At 68.2% G+C, this 14,070-nt stretch carries 18 protein-coding genes and 1 pseudogene; 8 read left to right on the forward strand and 11 right to left on the reverse strand.

Annotation, left to right across the window (positions count from 1 at the left end):
• Positions 1-39: 39 nt before the first annotated feature.
• Positions 40-384, reverse strand: a complete 345-nt coding sequence (locus AC07YH_RS01405) for a P-II family nitrogen regulator (protein ID WP_010918409.1) — start codon at positions 382-384, stop codon at positions 40-42.
• A 28-nt stretch (positions 385-412) separates the two neighbouring features.
• Positions 413-1,249 (reverse strand): class I SAM-dependent methyltransferase, encoded by an 837-nt coding sequence (locus AC07YH_RS01410; protein ID WP_494745228.1) that lies wholly within the window; start codon positions 1,247-1,249, stop codon positions 413-415.
• A 67-nt stretch (positions 1,250-1,316) separates the two neighbouring features.
• Here AC07YH_RS01410 and gloB point away from each other — a divergent pair, with 67 nt between their 5' ends.
• From gloB to AC07YH_RS01430, 4 genes are all read left to right on the forward strand, one after another.
• Positions 1,317-2,066 (forward strand): hydroxyacylglutathione hydrolase, encoded by a 750-nt coding sequence (gloB, locus tag AC07YH_RS01415; RefSeq protein WP_494745229.1) that lies wholly within the window; start codon positions 1,317-1,319, stop codon positions 2,064-2,066.
• Positions 2,063-2,542 (forward strand): cupin domain-containing protein, encoded by a 480-nt coding sequence (locus tag AC07YH_RS01420; protein WP_494745230.1) that lies wholly within the window; start codon positions 2,063-2,065, stop codon positions 2,540-2,542. Before gloB ends, AC07YH_RS01420 begins: the two co-directional genes overlap by 4 nt.
• Positions 2,543-2,687: 145 nt before the next feature.
• Entirely contained in the window at positions 2,688-3,128 is a 441-nt protein-coding gene (locus tag AC07YH_RS01425) for a hypothetical protein (RefSeq protein WP_494745231.1), read from the forward strand.
• A gap of 9 nt (positions 3,129-3,137) precedes the next feature.
• On the forward strand, positions 3,138-4,325 hold the full coding sequence (locus AC07YH_RS01430; RefSeq protein WP_494745232.1) for an MFS transporter: 1,188 nt from the start codon (positions 3,138-3,140) through the stop codon (positions 4,323-4,325).
• Here the strand turns inward: AC07YH_RS01430 and AC07YH_RS01435 are convergent.
• The 5 genes from AC07YH_RS01435 to AC07YH_RS01455 form a co-directional block, all read right to left on the reverse strand.
• Positions 4,322-5,311 carry a LacI family DNA-binding transcriptional regulator gene (locus AC07YH_RS01435; RefSeq protein WP_494745336.1) on the reverse strand — a complete coding sequence of 330 codons (990 nt, stop codon included), beginning with the start codon at positions 5,309-5,311 and terminating at the stop codon, positions 4,322-4,324. The two genes, AC07YH_RS01430 and AC07YH_RS01435, sit on opposite strands and share 4 nt — an antisense overlap.
• A 239-nt stretch (positions 5,312-5,550) precedes the next feature.
• Positions 5,551-6,333 (reverse strand): DUF4908 domain-containing protein, encoded by a 783-nt coding sequence (locus AC07YH_RS01440; RefSeq protein WP_494745233.1) that lies wholly within the window; start codon positions 6,331-6,333, stop codon positions 5,551-5,553.
• Positions 6,334-6,468: 135 nt separating this feature from the next.
• A complete protein-coding gene (locus tag AC07YH_RS01445; RefSeq protein ID WP_494745234.1) occupies positions 6,469-7,191 on the reverse strand; it encodes a beta-ketoacyl-ACP reductase in 723 nt (240 codons plus the stop codon).
• 68 nt (positions 7,192-7,259) lie between these two features.
• On the reverse strand, positions 7,260-8,150 hold the full coding sequence (locus tag AC07YH_RS01450) for a BPSS1187 family protein (RefSeq protein ID WP_494745235.1): 891 nt from the start codon (positions 8,148-8,150) through the stop codon (positions 7,260-7,262).
• 16 nt (positions 8,151-8,166) lie between these two features.
• The gene (locus AC07YH_RS01455; RefSeq protein ID WP_494745236.1) at positions 8,167-9,342 is read right to left on the reverse strand and encodes an acetyl-CoA C-acetyltransferase; all 1,176 of its coding nucleotides are present in this window, start codon (positions 9,340-9,342) and stop codon (positions 8,167-8,169) included.
• Between the two features lie 217 nt (positions 9,343-9,559).
• Between AC07YH_RS01455 and phaR the strand changes: the two genes are divergently transcribed.
• Entirely contained in the window at positions 9,560-10,213 is a 654-nt protein-coding gene (gene phaR / locus AC07YH_RS01460; protein WP_494745237.1) for a polyhydroxyalkanoate synthesis repressor PhaR, read from the forward strand.
• A 61-nt stretch (positions 10,214-10,274) separates the two neighbouring features.
• Positions 10,275-10,604: a hypothetical protein gene (locus tag AC07YH_RS01465; protein ID WP_494745238.1), complete on the forward strand. Its 330-nt coding sequence runs from the start codon at positions 10,275-10,277 to the stop codon at positions 10,602-10,604.
• Here AC07YH_RS01465 and AC07YH_RS01470 read toward each other — a convergent pair.
• Positions 10,601-10,909 (reverse strand): helix-turn-helix domain-containing protein, encoded by a 309-nt coding sequence (locus AC07YH_RS01470; RefSeq protein WP_494745337.1) that lies wholly within the window; start codon positions 10,907-10,909, stop codon positions 10,601-10,603. The genes AC07YH_RS01465 and AC07YH_RS01470 overlap by 4 nt on opposite strands.
• Positions 10,910-10,976: 67 nt before the next feature.
• On the opposite strand from AC07YH_RS01470, the gene AC07YH_RS01475 reads away from it, so the two are divergent.
• Positions 10,977-11,042 (forward strand): hypothetical protein, encoded by a 66-nt coding sequence (locus AC07YH_RS01475; protein ID WP_125155815.1) that lies wholly within the window; start codon positions 10,977-10,979, stop codon positions 11,040-11,042.
• Between the two features lie 16 nt (positions 11,043-11,058).
• Here the strand turns inward: AC07YH_RS01475 and AC07YH_RS01480 are convergent, their stop codons facing one another.
• Positions 11,059-12,345 (reverse strand): acetyl-CoA C-acyltransferase, encoded by a 1,287-nt coding sequence (locus AC07YH_RS01480; protein WP_494745239.1) that lies wholly within the window; start codon positions 12,343-12,345, stop codon positions 11,059-11,061.
• A 113-nt stretch (positions 12,346-12,458) separates the two neighbouring features.
• Positions 12,459-12,545, reverse strand: coding sequence for a hypothetical protein (locus AC07YH_RS01485; RefSeq protein WP_494745338.1), 87 nt, complete (start codon positions 12,543-12,545; stop codon positions 12,459-12,461).
• Between AC07YH_RS01485 and hemF the strand changes: the two are divergent.
• A pseudogene (gene hemF, locus AC07YH_RS01490) lies at positions 12,517-13,344 on the forward strand (oxygen-dependent coproporphyrinogen oxidase); the annotation flags it as partial. The gene AC07YH_RS01485 and the pseudogene hemF overlap by 29 nt on opposite strands.
• A 4-nt stretch (positions 13,345-13,348) precedes the next feature.
• On the opposite strand, the gene AC07YH_RS01495 reads toward hemF, so the two are convergent.
• Complete coding sequence (locus tag AC07YH_RS01495) at positions 13,349-13,993, reverse strand: O-methyltransferase (RefSeq protein ID WP_494745240.1); 645 nt, start codon at positions 13,991-13,993, stop codon at positions 13,349-13,351.
• Positions 13,994-14,070: the final 77 nt, after the last annotated feature.

Here is a 14,070-nt window from a genome sequence, read left to right on the forward strand (position 1 = left end):
CCACGACAACGCACGGGTGCGTTTATGGCTCCGCTTGTTCTAGCCCGCGATCGCCGCCGCGTCGCGTTCGCCGGTGCGGATGCGCAGGGCCTGTTCCAGGTCCATGACGAAGACCTTGCCGTCGCCGATCTTGCCGGTGTTGGCGGTGCGCTGCAGGGCCTCGATAACGGGCTCCAGCACGTCGGTCGGCACGGCGATCTCCAGCTTGACCTTCGGCAGCAGCTTCACCTCGTACTCGGCGCCGCGATAGACCTCGGTCTTGCCCTTCTGGCGGCCGTAGCCGCGCACCTCGGTGACGGTCAGGCCCGACGCGCCGGCCTCGGTGACGGCCTCGAGCACGGCGTCGAGGCGGCTCGGCTTAATCACGGCGACGATCATCTTCATGGCGGTGTTCCCGGGGAGCGAACGGTTGTTACGATTCCAAGCTAGGCGTCCGAACGCTTCGCTCCAAGTAAGAACGGCCTTCCCGACCGTTCGGCGCCTGATGAACAGGCGCCGGTCGCCCTTCGGTGTGGCGCGCGGGTGTCGGTCCCGCCGGACTGGGCAGCAAAACGCCGGGCGCGAACACCCTGGCGCGGGCGCGATGGCCCCGTGGCTTGACCGCGAAGGTCTGCTTGATGGCTTCCATCAGGATCACGCCGGCGAAGCGCGGCCACAGGCGGGCGCCGACCTGCTCGAAGCCCTCGGCCCAGGGGGCCATGGCCCCCATCGGCGGCACATAGAGCGCGCGGGTCCAGCCGGCCGGCTCCAGGTCCGCCTCGCGAATCAGCGCTTCCAGCTGGCTGCGGCTGAAGGGGCGGCCGTGGCCGAACGGCGTGGCCTCGGCCCCCGTCCAGACGCCGTCGCGCGACGAGACCGCCACGATCAGCCGGCCCGTGGGGGCCATGACCCGGCCGATCTCGGCCAGCAGGGCGGCCGGATCGTCGGCCTCTTCCAGAGCGTGGACGGCCAGGACGCGGTCGAACATGGCGTTGGGCAGCGGCAGGGCGGTCTCTTCGACCAGGCACGCCTGGTTGCGGCCGCCGTGCGGCCAGACCTCGACGCCCTGCTGGGCGGGCATGGCGGCCACGACGCGGCGGGCCTTGGCGCGGGCGGCGTCCAGGAACGGCGTGGCGTAGCCGACGCCCAGCACGTCGAGGTCGCGGGTGTCGCCCCACGCCTCTTCCACCTTGCGGGTCAGCATCGTCCGCGCCGCGCGCCCCAGCGGGGCGGCGTAGAAGGCTCTCAGGTCCAGCACGTCGCGGCGCATTGAGTCTCCTGATCGTAGGAGCCATCCTTGTAGGCGCGCCGGCCGAGGCGCGATAGAGCAAGCGCCCATGGCCCTGACCGTTCATCAATTCCCCTGCCTGTCCGACAACTACGGCTTCCTCATCAAAGACGAGGCCAGCGGCAAGGTGGCGACCATCGACACGCCCGACGCCGAGGCGATCCTCGCCGAGCTGGACAAGCTCGGCTGGAGCCTGGACCTGATCCTCAACACCCACTGGCATCCCGACCATGCCGGCGGCAACGAGGCGATCAAGAAGGCCACCGGCGCGACCATCACCGGCCCGGCCGAGGTCACGCGCATCGCCCCGCTGGACCGCGTGGTGCGCGGCGGCGACGTCGTCATGCTGGGCGAGACCCGGTTCGAGGTCATTGACGCCAGCGGCCACACCCTGGGCCACATCGCCTATCACGACGCCGCGGACGCCATCGCCTTCGTCGGCGACACCCTGTTCGCCCTGGGCTGCGGGCGCCTGTTCGAAGGCACGGCCGAGCAGATGTGGGACTCGCTGTCCCGCGTGGCCGACCTGCCCGACGCCACCACCGTCTACTGCGCCCACGAATACACCGCCTCGAACGCCCGCTTCGCCCTGTCGGTCGATGACGACCCGGCGCTGAAGGCCCGGGCCGAGGCGGTGTTCGCCGCCCACGAGCGCGGCGAGGCCACCGTGCCCACCACCATCGGCGCCGAGAAGGCGACCAACCCGTTCCTGCGCGCGCCCCTGCTGCGGCCGGACGCCGCCACGCCGGCGGCGGCCTTCGCCGAGATCCGGGCGGCCAAGGACAACTTCAAGGGATGAGTAGCGTGACGGACTCCAACAAACAGGAACGGGCGATCTCGGGCGACCTGGGCGCCAAAGAAATCATCCGCATGCTGGACCTCCAGCCGCACCCAGAGGGCGGCTGGTACAGGCAGACCTTCCAGGACGAGCCCGGCCCCGACGGCCGCGCCAGATCGACCTGCATCTACTTCCTGCTGGAGGCCGAGCAGGTCTCGGTCTGGCACCGCGTCGATGCGGTCGAGACCTGGCACTGGTACGCCGGCGCGCCGATCTCGATCAGCCTGTCGCCGCCCGACGGCTCGGGGGTCACGGCCTACGTCCTCGGCCCGGACCTGCGCGCCGGCTGCCGACCGCAGGTGGTGGTGCCGACGTCGTGGTGGCAGACCGCCGTCAGCCTTGGCGCCTGGACCCTGGTCGGCTGCACCGTCGCGCCGGGCTTCCGTTTCGAAGGTTTCGAGATGGCCGCGCCGGACTGGAGCCCATCGAAAACCTGAGGCCCCCACCCCTGCGTCAACCGGTCGCGGATGCTCAGATAGGGTACCCATAGTGGGCAACTTGGTCGCATGGCGTCGTTCAGTGAGCCATGCAATCCTTTTCACGTCGCGTTAAATCGTCGACCCAGGGGAAACCGAGTCACCTATGTCCGAAGAGTACGTCAACGCTCGCGCGGCCACTCGCTACGCGACGGATTACATCCTGCGCTGGGTCGAGATCGCCAACGAAGTCCACGGTTCGGACCTTCTGTACGCCCTGGTTTTCACCACCCTTTGGGCCGGTAACTGCTCGCACATCCGTGGCGGCCTCTATGCCGAGGTCGACGATATCCCGCCGGACCACGAGCGCCGTCCGCTGACCGTGCGCCAGGTCGCCGACTCGCTGGCCCTGCCCTACGAGACCGTGCGCCGCCGCTTCGTCGAGATGCTGGAAAAGGGCATGGCCCAGCGCATCGGCCGCGAGGGCTTCATCGTCCCGGCCTCGGCCCTGGCCAAGCCTGAGGTCGTCCACGGCCTGCGCCGCTCGCACCAGAGCCTGACCCGCTTCCTCAAGGAACTGAAGACGATCGGCATCGAGGCGGCGTAAGGCCCGCTCATGCCCGCCGCCGATCGCGCCCTGCGCGGGCTCACCTGGCTGATGTTCCTGGTCACCGCCATGACGACCAATGTCGTCGGCGTGCTGATCCCGGAAGTCGCCAGGGCCTATGGCCTGAGCCTGACGGAGGCCGGCGGCCTGCAATACGCCACCATGGCCGGGATCGCCCTGGCCGGATTGTTCCTGGGCGGCCTCGCGGATCGGCGCGGCCGCCGGCCGACCGTGCTGCTGGGCCTGGCCCTCTTCGCGGCCGCTTCCCTGCTGATCGTCTTCAACCGCGCCCTGGCGCCCCTGCTCGGCCTGCTGTTCGTCAGCGGCCTGGCGATCGGCATCTTCAAGACCGGGGCCATCGCCCTGATCGGCGACCTGTCGTCCTCGCCGGCGCAGCACACCCGGTCGATGAACATCGTCGAGGGCTTCTTCGCCGTCGGCGCCATCGCCGGCCCGCCGATCGTGGCCCGACTGCTGACGCAGGGCCTGCCCTGGACGGCGCTCTATGGCCTGGCCGGGGTCCTGACCCTGGCGCTGCTGATCATCGCCCTCTTCGTCCGTTTCCCCGCCGCCAAGGCCGCGAGCGATCCGACCCAGATCGACCTGCTGGCGGCCTTAGGCGTCGCCCGCGATCGCCACGCCCTGGGCTTCGGGGCCTGCATCTTCCTCTATGTCGGGGTCGAGACCGCCGTCTATGTCTGGATGCCCAGCCTGCTGGCGGCCGAGGGGGCCAAGCCCCTGCTGCCCGGCGCCTGGGCCCTGTCGATCTTCTTCGTGCTGCGCGCCGCCGGCCGCTTCATCGGGGCCTGGACGCTGGAACGGCTGGGCTGGACCCGGGCCCTGGCCGTCTGCGCGATCGCCATCCTGCTGTGCTTTGTCGGCGCACTGGCCGGCGGCCTGAAGAGCGCCGCGGTGCTGCTGCCGCTGTCGGGCCTCTTCATGTCGGTGCTGTATCCGACCTTGAATTCCAAGGCGATCAGCGGCTTCCCGCCTGCCCGGCATGGGGCGGCGGCGGGGTTCATCCTGTTCGTCACCTGCCTGTCGGCCGTGGTCTCGCCGCTGGCGATCGGCGCGGCCAGCGACGCCTTCGGCGGGCCGCATGCCGGCTTTGGCTTGGCGACAGGCATGGCGCTGCTGCTGGCGGTCGCGCTGGTGTTCAATCTTGTGAAGGATCCGAGCCGAGCCCGGCTGACCTAGAGGCTGCTGCCGCGCACGATCAGTTCGACCGGCGACAACGTCGAGCGCGCGTCCTCGCCGGCCATGCGGCGGAACAGCAGGTCGACCATCGCCCGTGCGCCGAATTCCAGATCCTGGCGGATGGTGGTCAGCGGCGGATTGCTGTGACGGGCCAGCACGATGTCGTCGAAGCCGACCACCGCCACATCGCCCGGCACGCTCTTGCCGGCCTCGACCAAAGCACCGACCGCGGCCAGGGCGATGACGTCCGAGAAGGCGAAGGCGGCGTCGAACGCCACGCCCGTCGCCAGGAAGTCGGTAATCGCGGCGGGCGCTTCTTCCATGGTGTAGGGCGCGGGCACGACCAGGGCCGGGTCGAACGGCAGTCCCGCCTCGGCCAGGCCCTGCTTGTAGCCTTCGAAGCGCTGGGCGGCCTCGGGCGCGTCGACCGCGCCGAGGAAGGCGATGCGCTTGCGGCCCTGGGCGGCGAGGTGGGCGATGGCCAGCTTGCCGCCCTGGACATTGTCGCTGCCCACCGCGCAATAGCGCTGGCCCGGCAGCTGGGCGCCCCAGACCACCATCGGCTTGTAGGTGTCGGAGACGACGTTCAGCGCCTCGTGCTGCGTGCTCTGGCCGATCAGCACCAATCCGTCGGCGCGGTGCGACTGGATGATGCGATCCAGCCAGCCGGCCTCGGTGACGATCACCTTGTTCAGCAGCACAGAGTAGTTGCGACGGGTGATCTCGTCGGCCAGGCGGCCCAGCATTTCCAGGAAGAACGGGTCCGAGATCAGCTGCCCGGCCTCGTGGGCCAGGGGGATGATGACGCCGATGGTGTCGGTCTTGCGCAGGCGCAGGGACCGCGCCGACTGGTTGACGACATAGCCGTGGGTCTGGGCGATCTCGACGATCTGGTCGCGCAGGGTCTTGGGGATCAGCGGGTTGCCGGCCAGGGCGCGCGACACCGTCGAGATCGACACCCCCGCCATGCGGGCGATGTCGGCCATCTTCAGCCGCCCGCGTTCGGGCGCCTCGGCGAGCTCGGGGCTATCCATGACCAGACAATAGAACCTTGCGGATGCACGAAAAGCCTCGCTGGCGTCGCATTACGCGGGGTTGAGTCCGCGCAGCGACGCCATCGAAGCCGTGTATGGCCAAGCTAGACCATACGAGTAAACGGCCCCTGAGCGCTTATGGTTACAATTGGAGAACGACGTTCGCCATAGTTCACGATTCGGGCGAACAATCAGCGGTTCATCACCTTGATGATCCGCTTGGAGGACGGCCGACCGGCCAGCCCCTGTTCCGGAGAATAGGTGATGGTCAAGGCCCCGTCCTTCAGGGCCGCCGCCGGCTTCCCGCCTTCGGCCAGCAGGACGCGGAACACCCGCGAGATGATCGAGCGGTCGCCCTTGCGGGCCATGCGCTCGAAGGCCTCGGCCACGACGGTGGCGGAGTCGGCGGCCAGGACCGAGGTCTCGGGCCGCACGTCCTCGACGGTCGAGAACTCGATGTCGTGCTGGGCCGCGCGGCTGGCGCGGGCCGTGGCGATCCGCACCCGCTGGACGAAGACGCTAAACGACATGATCGCCGGCGGCTGGATCGAGGTCGCTCGGCCAGACATGGCGGCCGCCGCGCCCATCGGAGCATCGTCGGTGAACAGGATCATCCCGCCCAGCTTGGTCACCCGCAGCACGGGCTCGCCTAGGTCATTGCGATAGATCACGTCGCCGCGCGAGGCGGGCTGGGCCGACAGCGCCCAGACCTCGGTGCTGTTGTCGAACTTCACCAGCGCCTGGGACGAGGCCCGATCGAAGATGAAGCCACCGACAGCTTCGGAAGTGTAGCGGGCCACCGGCGGGGCCATGACCCGGCGCGCCTCGGCCTGACCCTTGTGGCCGAGCAAGGCGTCCCGCAGCGAGTGCGGCATCTGCTGGGCGTTCGCGGACGCCGCCATGAGCATCAGAGCCGCGATCGTCAAGGACGCACGCGCCCCGAAACCGGCCAACTCCGCCTTACAGAATTTCATGCCACCCGTACTGCCCGCCGACTGGGGCGAATCTTGGACGTGTTAACGTCCAAACCCCGAAGCCGGCGGCATGAGGCCCAACCGCAACAGTCGGCGTCAAGCCTTGGCTTCGGGGAAGTCCGTAGAGACCCGGGATCAGGCCATGTATTGGCCGCCGTTCAGGCTGAGCGTGGCGCCGGTCACGAAACCCGCGCGCTCGCCCGACAGGAACGAGACCATGTCGGCGATCTCCTCGCCCTTGCCCAGACGGCCGACGGGGATGCCGGCGATGATCTGGGCCAGCACGTTCTCCGGCACCGCCGCCACCATCTCGGTGTCGATATAGCCCGGGCAGATCACGTTGACGGTGACGCCCTTCTTGGCGTTCTCGAGCGCCAGGGCCTTGGTGAAGCCGATCAGGCCGGCCTTGGCGGCCGAATAGTTGGTCTGGCCCATCTGGCCCTTCTGGCCGTTGATCGAGCTGATGTTGACGATGCGGCCCCAGCCGCGATCGCGCATGCCCTCGATCACCGGGCGGGTCATGTTGAAGGCCGAGTCCATGTTGACCCGGATCACTTCCGACCACTGCTCGTAGGTCATCTTGTGCAGCATGCCGTCGCGGGTGATGCCGGCGTTGTTGACCAGGATATCGACCGGGCCCAGCTCGGCCTCGACCTTCTTGACGGCCGCCTGGCAGTCCTCGAAGTGGCCGACATTGCCCTTCACGACCATCACGCCCAGTTCCTTGGCGCAGGCGGCGGCCGCTTCCTCGTTGCCGGAATAGCCGGCCGCCACCTTGTGGCCGTCGGCGATCAACCGTTCGCAGATCGCTCGACCGATGCCGCGGGTGCCGCCCGTCACGAACGCAACTCTCGTCATGGAATGTCTTCCTCTCTCGATCCGCCGCCCGTCAGCGCGGGCGTTGAAATAGTCCCGACTCAGCCACCTTAGCCCGGCTTGCCGTAGAGAAAACGCCAGTCTTCGACATAGCGAACATCGCGGATGCCGGCCCCATGGTACGGGTTCGGAGCATTTTCCGGCGCGCCCGGCGGCAGGTCCAGCTTGAAGACCCGCACATGGTCGGCCGGCACGCCCAGGCGGCGGTAGCTCTGGGCCAGGAGATCGGCGGTGTTTTCGCGGCTATTGTAGGCGGCGTACCAGCGCGCGGCCGGCGTCGCGCCGGGCCCGTCGATCCACGGCGCCAGCGTCTGGCCGGGCTGGGTGAAGTCCCAGGGGCTGGAGAACAGGACGACCCGCGCCACCGGCGTCTGACGGGCGATCCAGGCGGCCATGCCCGCGCCCTGTGACAGGCCGCTGACCACGATCCGGCTCCAGTCCGGGGCGCCGTTCTTGAGATAGCCGCCCCAGCCTTCGCCGGGATGGTCCTTGTCCAGCCTGACCAGCAGGGCCGCCAGGCGCGCCTGGATGGACTCCGCGCGGCTATTGTTGGCGGCCTTGGACGGACCGTCGCCGAACAGCCGCATGCGGCGGAAGTCCGACGAGCAGGCTGGGTCGGGGTCGCGCGGGCAGACCTGCACCACCGCCGGCGTGTTGTTGTACTGCAGGCCGATCGCCGGATAGCCCTGCTCGGCGGCGGCCTGCAGCACGAGACGTCCGCCCATCGGGCGACCACCGGTGCCGGGCAGGAACACCACCAGCGGCGTCCCCGCCGCCACCTGGGCCGGACGCAGGACGAGGTTGGGCTCGTCGAACTGCGTCACGGCCGGGTCGGCGTCGGAAGGCTTGATCTGATAGGTCGCGATCTCCGCGGCCGAAGCGACGGAACCCGTCGCCACGGCGCAGAGGACGGCGATCAGCGCCTTCCGACGAAGGGCCATGCTAGCCGCGACCGGGCTAGACGGCCTCAACGCACATGGCCACGCCCATGCCGCCGCCGATGCAGAGGGTGGCGAGGCCCTTCTTGGCGCCCGAGCGCTTCATCTCGTGCAGCAGGGTGGTCAGGATGCGCGCGCCCGAGGCGCCGATCGGGTGGCCGATGGCGATGGCGCCGCCGTTGACATTGACCTTGGCCGGGTCGAGGCCCAGCTCGCGGACCACGCACAGCGACTGGGCGGCGAAGGCTTCGTTGCTTTCCACCAGGTCGAGGTCGGCGACGGTCCAGCCGGCCTTTTCCAGCGCCTTCTTCGAGGCTGGGATCGGGCCAGTGCCCATGATCTCGGGCTCGACGCCGGCATTGGCCCACGAAGCGATGCGGGCGAGGGGCTTGAGACCGCGCTTGGCGGCTTCGTCGGCGGTCATCAGGACCAGCGCGGCGGCGCCGTCATTGAGGCCCGAGGCGTTGGCGGCGGTGACCGAGCCTTCCTTCTGGAACACGGGCTTCAGGCCTTGGACGCTCTCGATCGTCGCGCCGTGGCGGATGAATTCGTCCTTGTCGACGATCGTGTCGCCCTTGCGGCCCTTGATGGTGACCGGGACGATCTCGTCATCGAACTTGCCGGCCTTCTGAGCGGCCTCGGCCTTGTTCTGGCTGGCGACGGCGAAGACGTCCTGGTCCTGGCGGGTGATCTGCCAGCGGTTGGCGATGTTCTCGGCCGTCTGGCCCATGTGATAGCCGTGGAAGGCGTCCCACAGGCCGTCCTTGATCATGGTGTCGACGAAGCTGAGGTCGCCCATCTTCTGGCCGCCGCGCAGGTTTTGCGCGTGCGGGGCCTGGCTCATGCTCTCCTGACCGCCGGCGACGACGATCTTGGCGTCGCCGGCCGCGATCTGCTGGGCCGCCAGGGCCACGGCGCGCAGGCCCGAGCCGCACAGCTGGTTCAGGCTCCAGGCCGGGCTCTCGACCGGGATGCCGGCGTTGACCGAGGCCTGGCGGGCGGGGCCCTGGCCGGCGGCGGCCTGCAGCACCTGGCCCAGGATCACTTCATCGACGTCGGCGGGGGCGATGCCGGCGCGCTCGACGGCGGCCTGGATGGCGATCTTGCCGAGGTCCGAAGCGGGCAGGCTGGACAGCGCCCCGTTGAACGAGCCGACCGGCGTGCGCGCGGCGGATACGATGACGATGTCGCTCATGGTAAGCTCCCGTGACGTTCTGACGTGACGCCTTCGCGGTTGCGGCGCCCGTGCTTTTGCGATGCAACATCCAACATGCACATCGCGACGGCGTTCGTCACGGGCACATTTTCATGCCTTCGCGACAGCTCCAAGTCATCTGACCACTGGCGCCTCGCCTTTGCATTAGCGATAGTGCGATGCGAAAGAGGATGTAACCTCTGGACTAGGGAACGAAATGTCCGAGAACCCTGAACAAGGCGAAAAGACCGCCGGCGCCGAGAAGGCGGCCGGTCAGCGCGTGATCATCAAGAAATACGCCAACCGTCGCCTCTACAACACGGCCTCGTCGTCCTACGTGACCCTCGAACACCTGTCGGACATGGTGAAGGAAGGCGTCGACTTCGTGGTCTATGACGCCAAGTCCAATGACGACATCACTCGCTCGGTCCTGACCCAGATCATCTTCGAGGAAGAGAACCGCGGCGGCGGCCAGAACCTGCTGCCCATCCAGTTCCTGCGCCAGCTGATCGGCTTCTACGGCAACTCGATGCAGGCCTTCCTGCCGTCGTACCTGGAGATGTCGCTGGAGAGCTTCTCCAAGCAGCAGGAGCGCATGCGCGGCCAGTTCGCGGGGCTCGCGCCGGGCAAGATCCCCGGCATGGGCGTCTATGAAGAGCAGATCCGCCAGAACATGGCGCTGTTCGACCGGGCCATGAAGATGTTCTCGCCGTTCGCCTATGTGCGTCCGGAGGACGGCGGCGCCGCGCCGGCCGAACCGCAGCCGGCCCCCGCGCCCGCCGCCCCGGCCAGCGACGACTCCCTGACCGAGCTGAAGCGCCAGATGGAAGCGATGCAGGAACAGTTGGCCAAGCTGGCCAACAAGTCCTGACCCGCGCCTTAACCACGACCATCCAGGCGATCTTAACCGTCTCGGCTCTACGAATTCGGGTATGAACGGCCCGATCGATCCTCTTCGACGCCCTGGTCCCGCGCGCCGTGCTCTGCCGGCGCCGCGTGACGGCCAGCGTCACGAGACCGAAGAAGAGGTCGTCTTTGTTGTGGAGGAAGACGCCCCCCCACCGCGTCAGGAACCCCCGCCGCGCCGCGAAGGCTTCGCCGCCTTCGCCGCTCACGTCATGGGCCAACCTGGACAAAAACGCGGCCTGCGCGGTGGGCAGGAAGTGCTCGATGCGGCCAGATCGACCTATCTCGGGACGGAATATTCCGGTCCGGCCGATCGCCGTCCCCAGACGGGCCTGCTGAAGAAGACCAAGATCTAGCCTTTCAGGCGGGCCAGTTCGGCCTCGAGCGCGGCGACCCGCGCCTCCAGCGCGGCGATGCGCTGAACATCGCTCGCGGGCGGCGGTCGCACGCCCGCGCGGGACGCCGCCTCGGCCGGCGTGACGCCCAAAAGCTCCGCGAAGACAGAGACTTCCCGCATCGACAGTTCGCGCTGATCCTTGAAGGCCAGGGCCAGTTCCGCCTCGCTCAGGCCCGCAGCGGCAGCCAGAACGCTACGCGTCAGACCGCGCTCGGCCAGGCGGTCGTCGTACCAGGCGGCGTCGAAGAAGAGGGCCATCAGCAGGAACCGAAGGGTTGGCGCCAGTCTTGCTTAATCGTTGGTGAATTCATCGCCCTCGGGTTTTCGCATGCTGTCCGTCGCCATCCGCATCTTCGACGTCGCCGTCGTGGCCCTGATCTTCACGGCCCTGACCTAGAACCGCCTGAGAGCGCTTAGGCGCTTTCCAGCAGCATCATCGTGCCCTGGCCGCCGTCGGCGCAGATGCTGACGATGGCGCGTTCGCCCTTCGGACGGGCGGCCAGCTCCTTCACCGCCTGGCTGAGGATCCGCGCCCCGGTGGCCCCGAACGGGTGACCCAAGGCCAGCGAACCGCCGAACGGGTTCATGCGCTCGCGCGGGAATTCCCCCATCGGCGTGGTGACACCCGCTTTCTCCGACAGGAACTTGGCGCTTTCCCAGGCCGCGATGTGCGACAGCACCTGGGCGGCGAAGGCCTCGTGGATCTCCCACAGGCCGACATCGGCATAGGTCATGCCGTTGCGGGCCAGCATGCGCGGCACGCCATAGGCCGGGGCCATCAGCAGGCCCTCGTGACGCAGATCGATCGAGGTGACCTCGTAGTCGACGATCTTCACCTTCGGCGTCTCGCCCGGCAGGCGGGCCATGCCGGCCTCCGAGCCGACCCAGATCGCCGCCGCGCCATCGGTCAGGGGCGAGGAATTGCCGGCCGTCAGCGTGCCCTTGCCGCTGGTCTTGTCAAAGGCGGGACCGAGCTTGGCCAGCTTCTCCAGCGACGAGTCCTTGCGCGGTATGGTGTCGCGCTTGGCGCCGCCGATCTCGATGACCAGGTCGTCGAAGAAGCCCTGCTCCCAGCCCTTCACCGCGCCCTGGTGGCTGGCCAGGGCATGGGCGTCCTGGTCGGCCCGCGACAGGTTCCATTCCTTGGCGGTGATCTCGGTGTGCTCGCCCATCGACAGGCCGGTCGTGCGGTTGGCGACCTTGGGGATGAAGAGCTTGACGTCCTTGAGGCTCAGCGCGCCCAGGGCCGCCAGGCGCTGCTGGCCGGTCTTGGCGCCCTGGAACTTGCGGATCCAGTCCGAGAGGGCCACCGACAGGCCGATCTGCACGCGGCTCATGCTCTCGACGCCGCCGACCAGGGCCAGGTCGCGGCCACGTCCGTCGATCATGCCGGCCGCCTCGATCGCGCCGATCATGCTGGTCGAGCAGGCCATGATCGTCGAGAAGGCCGGGATGGTCGGATCGCCGCCGGCGTCCAGCAGCACCTCGCGGGCGATATTGCTCCAGGTCAGGTTCGGAATGACCGTGCCCCAGACCGCGAAGTCCGGCCGCGCGCCCTTGGCCAGCATGGCCTTCACCACGGGCACGGACAGCTCGATCGCGTCGTAAGAGGCCAACGGCCCGTCGACCTTAGCGAACGGCGTGCGGACGCCCGAGGCGATCCAGATGTCCGAAGCGACGGTTTTCTTGGCGGCGGGCATGGCGAACTCCGGGGAGGTACGAAACCTTGACCTATATGGGGTCGCCGTCTTGTTCTTGTCGAATACCGCCCCCGGTTTTTGACCGACCTATTTGCACCGGGCCGCGCGGCGGATTAATCGGACGGCATGAGCACCGACCTCTCCCTCGACGACAAGAAGGCCAAGGCCCGCGCCTGGTTCGAAAGCCTGCGCGACCAGATCTGCGCGGAATTCGAGCGCCTGGAGGACGAGGCCCCCGCCGACCTCTATCCCGGCGCGCCGGGTCGCTTCGAGAAGAAGCCCTGGGATCGCCCGGCCGGCGGCGGCGGTGTCATGGGCATGATGCACGGTCGCCTGTTCGAGAAGGTCGGGGTCCACGTCTCGACGGTGCACGGGACCTTCACGCCCGAGATGGCGAAAAACATGCCCGGCGCGGCCGATGATCCCCGGTTCTTCGCCACCGGGATCAGCCTGATCGCGCACATGACCAATCCGCGCGTGCCGGCCGTGCACATGAACACCCGCTTCATCGCCACCACGAAGAGCTGGTTCGGCGGCGGCGGCGACCTGACCCCCCTGCTCGGCTACCAACGCAGCCAAGATTTCCCGGACGCCATCGACTTCCACGCCGCCTACCAGCGCGCCTGCGACAAGCACGATCCGGACTGGTACGCCAAGTACAAGGCCTGGTGCGACGAGTACTTTTTCCTGCCCCACCGCAACGAGCCGCGCGGCATCGGCGGCATCTTCTACGACCACCACGACAGCGGCAGCTGGGATCGTGACTTCGCCTTCACGCAAGACGTCGGCCGGGCGTTCCTGGAGATCTATCCGGAACTGGTCCGCCGCCGGATGGGCGAGGCCTGGACGGCTGACGAGCGCGAGCAGCAGCTCGTTCAGCGCGGCCGCTATGTCGAGTTCAACCTGCTCTACGACCGCGGCACGATGTTCGGGCTCAAGACCGGCGGCAATGTCGAGTCGATCCTCAGCTCGATGCCGCCGGCCGTGAAGTGGCCCTAGAGGCCTAAAGCTTCATCGACAGCTCGACGTCCTCGTCGAACGGCAGCGACAGGTAGCCGGCCTCGGTCGAGCGCACGCGGGCCAGATATTCCGGCGCGTAGTCGGCGTTGTCGGCGACGATCAACGCGCCCGGCCGCAGGCGGCTTTCCAGCAGGCTCAGGATTTCCGGATAGAGCGCCTTGGCGCCGTCCAGCAGCACGAGGTCGATGGTCTCGGGCAGGTCGACAGCCAGGGTCTGCAAGGCGTCGCCCAGGCGGATCTCGATCAGGTCGCTGACGCCGCCGGCCACGAAGTGCTCCTGGGCGCGCTCGGCCTTGGAGACCTCGAACTCGGTGGTGATCACGCGGCCGCCGCCATTGTCGCGGATGGCCGCGGCCAGGTGCAGGGTCGAGATGCCGAACGAGGTCCCGAACTCGACGATGGTCTTGGCGCCGATCGAGCGCGCCAGCATGTAGAGCAGCACCCCGGTCTCGCGCGACACGGCCAGCGGGAATTCCTTCATCGCGCCGTAGAGTTCGAGATACTCGGTCTTGCTGCGCATCAGCCGCTCGCGCTCGGCGACGGGCACGCCGGAGAAGACGGGACGCGCCGCTTCGCTCAGGCCAAACAGGCGGTCCAGCAGTGGACCCAGCTTGATCAGGGTGTTCATGGAGGTCTCCAAAAGCGCGGTGTTGCGCCGACCCCAGAAATGCGACTAATTCGTCAGGTTTCCTATTCGCGTTGCCG

This window comes from Caulobacter sp. GW456-12-1-14-TSB4, assembly GCF_059424195.1.

Excerpts from the sequence above, each read along its gene's own strand:
- AC07YH_RS01405 (WP_010918409.1), bottom strand. The coding sequence starts at position 384 with ATGAAGATGATCGTCGCCGTGATTAAGCCGAGCCGCCTCGACGCCGTG.
- AC07YH_RS01410 (WP_494745228.1), bottom strand. The coding sequence starts at position 1,249 with ATGCGCCGCGACGTGCTGGACCTGAGAGCCTTCTACGCCGCCCCGCTG.
- gloB (WP_494745229.1), top strand. The coding sequence starts at position 1,317 with ATGGCCCTGACCGTTCATCAATTCCCCTGCCTGTCCGACAACTACGGC.
- AC07YH_RS01420 (WP_494745230.1), top strand. The coding sequence starts at position 2,063 with ATGAGTAGCGTGACGGACTCCAACAAACAGGAACGGGCGATCTCGGGC.
- AC07YH_RS01425 (WP_494745231.1), top strand. The coding sequence starts at position 2,688 with ATGTCCGAAGAGTACGTCAACGCTCGCGCGGCCACTCGCTACGCGACG.
- AC07YH_RS01430 (WP_494745232.1), top strand. The coding sequence starts at position 3,138 with ATGCCCGCCGCCGATCGCGCCCTGCGCGGGCTCACCTGGCTGATGTTC.
- AC07YH_RS01435 (WP_494745336.1), bottom strand. The coding sequence starts at position 5,311 with ATGGCCGACATCGCCCGCATGGCGGGGGTGTCGATCTCGACGGTGTCG.
- AC07YH_RS01440 (WP_494745233.1), bottom strand. The coding sequence starts at position 6,333 with ATGAAATTCTGTAAGGCGGAGTTGGCCGGTTTCGGGGCGCGTGCGTCC.
- AC07YH_RS01445 (WP_494745234.1), bottom strand. The coding sequence starts at position 7,191 with ATGACGAGAGTTGCGTTCGTGACGGGCGGCACCCGCGGCATCGGTCGA.
- AC07YH_RS01450 (WP_494745235.1), bottom strand. The coding sequence starts at position 8,150 with ATGGCCCTTCGTCGGAAGGCGCTGATCGCCGTCCTCTGCGCCGTGGCG.
- AC07YH_RS01455 (WP_494745236.1), bottom strand. The coding sequence starts at position 9,342 with ATGAGCGACATCGTCATCGTATCCGCCGCGCGCACGCCGGTCGGCTCG.
- phaR (WP_494745237.1), top strand. The coding sequence starts at position 9,560 with ATGTCCGAGAACCCTGAACAAGGCGAAAAGACCGCCGGCGCCGAGAAG.
- AC07YH_RS01465 (WP_494745238.1), top strand. The coding sequence starts at position 10,275 with ATGAACGGCCCGATCGATCCTCTTCGACGCCCTGGTCCCGCGCGCCGT.
- AC07YH_RS01480 (WP_494745239.1), bottom strand. The coding sequence starts at position 12,345 with ATGCCCGCCGCCAAGAAAACCGTCGCTTCGGACATCTGGATCGCCTCG.
- AC07YH_RS01495 (WP_494745240.1), bottom strand. The coding sequence starts at position 13,993 with ATGAACACCCTGATCAAGCTGGGTCCACTGCTGGACCGCCTGTTTGGC.